Below are 6,608 nucleotides of genomic sequence, written 5' to 3' on the forward strand. Positions count from 1 at the left end.
CAACGTTAGGAAGCCGGAGCGGCATGCGTCGCCTGCAATCGTTGTCGAATTCCGCGCGTCAATCCACTCGCATTCGCAAAGGCACGCGGGCCGGCCTCCGGGACGATACCTCAAAGGGTGTTTTTCGATAGCGCGCGGCCTTGTGCGCCCGTGGTCGCTCCACCAACGTGCGGTGCAACATAAGCCCCCGGGAAGCCCCGGGCGGCCCGCGCGACGGGCGGACAAGGGCGAGGAGAGCGAGCGTGAGCACCCGGGACGAGGCTGCCCCCCTGGTCGGGTTGTCGCGGCGCGACGCCGCGCCGGGCTTGGTCGCCACCAGCGAGCACGAGCTGCAGGCCCGTGGCTTCGACGTGGTCGCGGCGCTGTTCGGTGCGCCCGACGCGGCGCCGGGAAAGCTGCCCGACGCGGCGCTGGCTATGCTGGTGCATGGCATCGTGCTCGACTTCGTTGCGCATCGCCTGCCCGGGCCGGGCAGCGAGGTCCTGGCGCAGGAGCTGCGCTTCGGCCTCGATCCCGCGGTGGGCGACCGCGTCACCGTCTCCGGCAGCATCGCCTCGCGTCCCGCGGAGGACACCGTCGTGGTCGCGCTGGCCGTGGATTGCGCGCGCGGGCGCCTGGCGGAGGGCAGCGTGACGCTGCGCCTGCCGGAGGAGCCCGTCACGCTACGGCCGGAGGCGCGGCCCGACATCATCCTGCATCGCCACAGCCATCTCGAGCGGCTGATGCAGGGCGCAGCGCGCGCCCCGGCTCTCAGCGTCGCCGTCGCCTGGCCCTGCGACCGCGACAGCCTGCTCGGGCCGCTGCAGGCGATGCGCGACGGCGGGCTGAGACCCGTCCTGGTCGGGCCGCGCGCGGCGATTGCGGCCGCCGCCGCGGCGGCCGGCGTCACGCTGGACGGCGCCGAGGTGCTGGACGCCGCCACCCCGCTCGAGGCCGCGATGGCGGCGGTGAGGCTCTGCCGCGACGGCGCCGCGGAGGCGCTGATGAAGGGCAGCCTGCACACGGACGAGCTAATGTCGGCCGTGGTGTCGCGCGAGGGCGGGCTGCGCACGGCGCGCCGCATCAGCCATGTCTTCGCGATGGACGTGCCGTCCTATCCCAGGGCGCTCTTCGTCACCGACGCCGCGATCAACATCGCCCCCGACCTCATGACCAAGGTGGACATCGTCCAGAACGCCGTGGACATGCTGCACGCACTGGGCAACCCGCAGCCCAAGGTCGCGATCCTGTCGGCGGTCGAGACGGTCAATCCGAAGATCCAGGGCAGCATGGACGCGGCGCTTCTGTGCAAGATGGCCGATCGCGGCCAAATCACCGGCGCGCTGCTGGACGGGCCGCTCGCCTTTGACAACGCGGTCAGCCGCGCCGCGGCGGAGATCAAGAAGATCGTCTCGCCGGTCGCGGGCGAGGCCGATATCCTGGTCGTGCCGGACCTCGAGGCGGGGAACATGGTGGCCAAGCAGCTGAGCTACCTCGCCGGCGCGGACAGCGCCGGCATCGTGCTCGGCGCCAAGGTGCCGATCATCCTGACCAGCCGCGCCGACAGCGTGGCCTCGCGGCTCGCCTCCATCGCGCTGGCGCGGCTGCTGGCGGCGGCGAAGGGCAAGGCGGCATGACCGCGGCCCTGGTCGGCGTCGTCAATGCGGGATCCTCCTCGCTGAAGTTCTCGATCTATGACGGCGACGAATGCCTGCTGAACGGACAGGTGGACGGCATCGGCGTGCGGCCCGCGGCGAAGGCGAGGAGCGGGACGGGCCAGGCGCTGCCACCGCCCGACGTCACGACGGCGCCGCCGGCAACCCCGGGCGAGGCGCTGGTCGCGCTGCTGCCCTGGCTGCAGGAGTGGCTGGCCGGCAGGCGCCTCGCCGCGATCGGGCACCGCGTGGTGCATGGCGGGCCGCGCCACGCCGCGCCGGCGCGCGTGACGCCGGCGCTGGTGGACGAACTCGCGGCCTTCATCCCGCTCGCGCCGCTGCACCAGCCGCACAACCTCTCGCCGATCCGCGCCGCGCTGGAGCGCAACCCGGACCTGCCGCAGGTCGCCTGCTTCGACACCGCGTTCCACCGCACCATCCCCGAGGTCGCGCAGGTCTTCGCCCTGCCCTACGACATGGCGGAGCGCGGCATCCGCCGCTACGGCTTCCACGGCCTGTCCTACGAGTATATCGCCTCCGTCCTGCCGCTTGTGGCGCCCGCGGTCGCGGGCGGACGCGTGGTCGTCGCGCATCTCGGCAACGGGGCCTCGCTCTGCGCGCTGCGGGCGGGGCGCAGCATGGCGACGACGATGGGCTTCTCGGCGCTCGACGGGCTACCCATGGGCACGCGCTGCGGGCAGCTCGACCCCGCCGTCGTGCTGCACCTGCTGGCCGAGGGCATGGACGCCCCGGCGATCGAGGCGCTTCTGTACCGGCGATCCGGCTTGCTCGGCCTGTCCGGCATCTCGTCGGATTTCCGCGACCTGCTGGCGAGCGACGAGCCGCGCGCGCGCTTCGCGATCGAGGTCTTCGTCCACCAGGTCGCGCGCAACCTCGCATCCATGGCCGGCGCGATGGGCGGTCTCGACGGCATCGTCTTCACCGCCGGCGTTGGCGAGAACGCCGCGACGATCCGCGCGGCGGTGTGCCGCGCCTGCGCCTGGATGGGCGTCGAGCTCGACGAGGCCGCGAACGCCGCCAACGCAGCGCGCATCAGCGCCGAGGGCAGCCGCGTCGGCGTGCATGTCGTCCCGACCGACGAGAACCTGATGATCGCCCGCCACACGCGGTCGCTGCTGGGCTGAGGAGGGCGCATGACACGGACCGAAGGGCTGCCGCCCGTCCTGACCGGCAAGAAGGCGCTGGTCGTCGGCGTGGCCAATGACCGCTCCATCGCCTGGGGCTGCGCCTCGGCGATGCGCAAGGCCGGCGCCGACATCGCCATGACCTACCTGAACGAGCGCGCGAAGCCGCATGTCGAGCCGCTGGCGAGGCAGGTGGAGGCGTCGCTGTTCATGCCGCTCGAGGTGCGCGACGCGGCGCAGCTGGACGCCGTGTTCGATGCTGTGGACAAGGCCTGGGGACGGCTCGACATCCTGGTCCACTCCATCGCCTTCGCGCCCAAGGAAGCGCTGCAGGGCCGCGTGGTGGACTGCCCGCGGGAGGGATTCCTGACGGCGATGGATGTGTCCTGCTGGTCCTTCCTCGACATGGCGCGCCGTGCGGAGCCGCTGATGAAGGATGGCGGAACGATGCTGACCATGACCTATCTCGGCGCCAACGAGGTCGTGGACAACTACGGCATCATGGGGCCGGTGAAGGCGGCGCTGGAATCGGCGGTGCGCTACGTCGCGACGGAACTCGGGCCGAAGGGCATCCGTGTGCATGCCGTCAGCCCCGGTCCGCTCGCCACGCGCGCGGCCTCCGGCGGCATCAAGGATTTCGACGAACTGATGGAACGGGTCTCCACCCGCGCGCCGGTGCGCCGGCTGGTGACGATCGAGGAGGTCGGCGCGGCCTGCGTCTTCCTCGCCAGCGACTACGGCGCGGCGATGACGGGCGAGACGCTCTACATAGACGGCGGCTACCACATCCTGGCGTAGAGGGACGATCGCCATGAGCCTATCAGGCAAGGGCTTCAGCGCCGACGCGGTGCGCGACCTCGTGAGGTCGCGCAAGGAGGCGGAAGAAGCGGAGAAGCGCGCCTACGAGGCCGCGCAGAAGGCGGAGCGAGAGAAGCTGCGCGCGTCCTTCGAGGAACGCGACGTCCAGCCCGAGGCCATGGACCGCATCGCGGCCCTGGTCGCCAAGCAGGTCGAGCGCGGCGAGAAGCAGGCACTGGTGCTGCAATTCCCATCGGAATGGCTGCCCGACCAGGGCCGCGGCGTGACCAGCAGGGACCCGAACTGGCACGCAAAGCTCGAGGGCTTCCCGAAGCGGGCCTACGACTTCTTCGTCCGAGAGCTCGCGCCGCGCGGCTTCCAGCTCAAGGCGGAGATCCTGGACTGGCCGAACGGCATGCCAGGCGACGTCGGCTTCATCCTGACATGGAAGAGCGCCGAGGAGCAGATCTGATGACCGCCATGGACGGCATGTTCCCCTGGGCATCTTACACGCTCGATGCGTGGCAGCGCTCGGTGCTGTTCCTCGACGTGCTGCGCCAGCGCGGCAATGCCTTCCTCGAGCGCGAGGACGACCCGATGCGGCACGTCCTCAGCTTCGACTTCGACGTGGTGATGGATGGCAGCGGCCTGCCGAGGCCGGTGAACTACTGGATGGCGCGCATGCGCCCGCCGCCCGCCGCGCCGACGCCCGATCAGCGCAAGCGGCCCTTCATCGTCATCGATCCGCGCGCCGGCCACGGGCCGGGCATCGGTGGCTTCAAGGCCGACAGCGAGATCGGCGTGGCCATGAATGCCGGCCATCCCTGCTACTTCGTCGGCTTCCGCCCCGACCCCGAGCCGGGCCAGACGATCGAGGACGTGGTCCGCGCCATCATCGCCTTCGCCGAGGAGGTCGGCCGCCGGCACCCGCAGGCCGAGGGCAGGCCGGTCGCGATCGGCAATTGCCAGGCCGGGTGGGCGCTGCTGATGGCCGCCGCGATCCGGCCGGAGGCCTTCGGGCCGCTGCTGGTCGCCGGCTCCCCGGTCTCCACCTGGGCCGGCGTGCCCGGCAAGGCGCCGATGCGCTACCTCGGCGGGGTGCTCGGCGGTTCCTGGCTCACCGCGATGACCGGCGACCTCGGTGCCGGGAAGTTCGACGGCGCCTGGCTGGTGAGCAACTTCGAATCCGGCAATCCGGCGAACACCTACTGGATGAAGCAGTACGAGGTCTGGGCCGACGTGGATCGCGCCGCCGACCGCTACCTCGGCTTCGAGAAATGGTGGGGCGGCCATGTCACGCTGAACGCCGAGGAGATGCAGTTCATCGTGGACCAGCTCTTCATCGGCAACCGGCTGGCCAGCGGCGAGCTCACCTTCTCGGACGGCACGCGGGTGGACCTGCGCAACATCGCCTCGCCGATCATCGTCTTCTGCTCGGAAGGCGACGACATCACGCCGCCGGCGCAGGCGCTGTCCTGGGTGAGCGACCTGTACAGGGACATCAACGACCTGCGCACGCACGGCCAGACGATCGTCTATTCCGTGCATGGCAGCATCGGCCATCTCGGCATCTTCGTCTCGGGCGGCGTCGCGCGGAAGGAGCACAACGAGTTCGCGTCCAACATGGACATGATCGACGTCCTGCCGCCCGGCCTGTACGAGGCAGTGCTGCAGGAATCGAAGGGCCTGCACGGCGAGGAGCTGGCCGGCGGCGACTGGCTCGTCGGATTCGAGGCGCGCGATATGACCGACCTCGCGCGCCACGGCGGCACGACCGAGGAGGACGAGAGGCGCTTCGCCGCCGCGCGCCGCGTGTCGGAAGCGAACCTCGCCCTCTACCGGATGGTCGCGCAGCCCGCGCTGCGCGCCGTGGCGACGCCGCCGGTGGCGGAGACCCTAGCCCAGCTGCATCCGGCGCGCCTTTCCTACACGCTGTTCTCCGACCGCAATCCGTGGATGGCCTGGGTGCGCCAGGCGGCCGAGATGGTCCGCGAGCATCGCCAGCAAATCGAGCGCGGCAACCCCGGCCGCATCGCCGAGAAGGTGCTGTCGGACACGATCGAGCAGGCCCTGACGGCCTACGGCCAGCAGAGCGACGCCGCGAGGGAACGGCTGTTCCAGGTGATCTACGATTCACCCCTTATGCAGGCCATGACGGGCCTCGCGGCGGAGACCGCGCCGCCGCGCCCGCGCCCGGGCGAGACGCCGGAGCATCGCCGCTTCGTCGCCCTCGCGACCGAGCGGCTGCGCGCCCGCATGACTGAGGGCGGCATCCACGAGGCGCTGCTGCGCTCGCTCGCCTGGGTGCGCCTCTCGACCGGCCGTGCCGATGAACGTTCCTTCGCGGTGATCCGCCGCATCCGGGAGGCCTATGGGCGGCAGACGCTGCCCTTGCCGGAATTCAAGCGCATCGTCCGCGAGCAGTTCTTCATGCTGTTGGTGGACGAGGCCGAGGCACTCGCCACGCTGCCGCAGCTGCTGCCGGCCGATCCCGAGAAGCGCGCCGAAGCCTTCGCGCTTATCCGCTCCGTGGTGGATGCGACCGGCGACATCCCGCCGCAGGAGGCGGAGCGGCTGGCGACGATCGAGCGCATCTTCCTCGGCGAGCCCGATCCGGCTGCCGGCGGGAAGGTCCGGCGTCTCCGTCCCGCTGGCTCGACCGCCGCCTGATACCGCCGAGCTTATGGCCTGACCTGCGGCGCGCGCGGCAGGCCGAGCGGCCGAAGGCCGCCGCCGCTTGTGCGTTGTGCGAGGCGCACGCCTTCGGCGTGACAAGCCAAGCCGGCGGATGCCGGCGCTTGAGGGCGTTTGTGTGTCAACACAAACGCAAGACGCTATGAGACACCCCGCGCGCCGGCGAACCGCCGGCGGCGCGTGACGTCAGTGCCCGCCCATGACGAGAGTGGTGAAGGGCAGCATGGCGACCTGGATGCGGAGCAGGATCGCATGCACCAGGCCGACGGCGTCGATCGCGTGCAGCGCGAAGCGCCGGCCGGCACCGAGCGAGGGGTCCTGCAGCGCGTCGTGGTTC

At 71.1% G+C, this 6,608-nt stretch carries 5 protein-coding genes; all 5 read left to right on the plus strand.

Annotated elements, in window-relative coordinates; translation table 11 throughout:
• The first annotated feature begins 242 nt into the window (after positions 1-242).
• From ACLF3M_RS05320 to ACLF3M_RS05340, 5 genes are read left to right on the plus strand one after another with little or no spacing between them, the layout of a single operon-like run.
• Positions 243-1,616, plus strand: a complete 1,374-nt coding sequence (locus ACLF3M_RS05320) for a bifunctional enoyl-CoA hydratase/phosphate acetyltransferase (RefSeq protein WP_430655820.1) — start codon at positions 243-245, stop codon at positions 1,614-1,616.
• Positions 1,613-2,779: an acetate/propionate family kinase gene (locus ACLF3M_RS05325; protein ID WP_430655821.1), complete on the plus strand. Its 1,167-nt coding sequence runs from the start codon at positions 1,613-1,615 to the stop codon at positions 2,777-2,779. The genes ACLF3M_RS05320 and ACLF3M_RS05325 overlap by 4 nt, the downstream gene beginning before the upstream one ends.
• A 9-nt stretch (positions 2,780-2,788) precedes the next feature.
• The gene (gene fabI, locus ACLF3M_RS05330) at positions 2,789-3,577 is read left to right on the plus strand and encodes an enoyl-ACP reductase FabI (RefSeq protein ID WP_430655822.1); all 789 of its coding nucleotides are present in this window, start codon (positions 2,789-2,791) and stop codon (positions 3,575-3,577) included.
• A gap of 13 nt (positions 3,578-3,590) precedes the next feature.
• Positions 3,591-4,049: a hypothetical protein gene (locus tag ACLF3M_RS05335; protein WP_430655823.1), complete on the plus strand. Its 459-nt coding sequence runs from the start codon at positions 3,591-3,593 to the stop codon at positions 4,047-4,049.
• On the plus strand, positions 4,049-6,247 hold the full coding sequence (locus ACLF3M_RS05340) for a DUF3141 domain-containing protein (RefSeq protein WP_430655824.1): 2,199 nt from the start codon (positions 4,049-4,051) through the stop codon (positions 6,245-6,247). The genes ACLF3M_RS05335 and ACLF3M_RS05340 overlap by 1 nt, the downstream gene beginning before the upstream one ends.
• The last annotated feature ends 361 nt before the right edge of the window (positions 6,248-6,608 follow it).

The organism is Falsiroseomonas sp. HW251 (assembly GCF_050563545.1).
GTDB lineage: Bacteria > Pseudomonadota > Alphaproteobacteria > Acetobacterales > Acetobacteraceae > Falsiroseomonas.

What these genes read in the sequence shown, in the direction of transcription:
- ACLF3M_RS05325 (WP_430655821.1), top strand. Translation starts at nt 1,613, where the DNA reads ATGACCGCGGCCCTGGTCGGCGTCGTCAATGCGGGATCCTCCTCGCTG.
- fabI (WP_430655822.1), top strand. Translation starts at nt 2,789, where the DNA reads ATGACACGGACCGAAGGGCTGCCGCCCGTCCTGACCGGCAAGAAGGCG.
- ACLF3M_RS05335 (WP_430655823.1), top strand. Translation starts at nt 3,591, where the DNA reads ATGAGCCTATCAGGCAAGGGCTTCAGCGCCGACGCGGTGCGCGACCTC.
- ACLF3M_RS05340 (WP_430655824.1), top strand. Translation starts at nt 4,049, where the DNA reads ATGACCGCCATGGACGGCATGTTCCCCTGGGCATCTTACACGCTCGAT.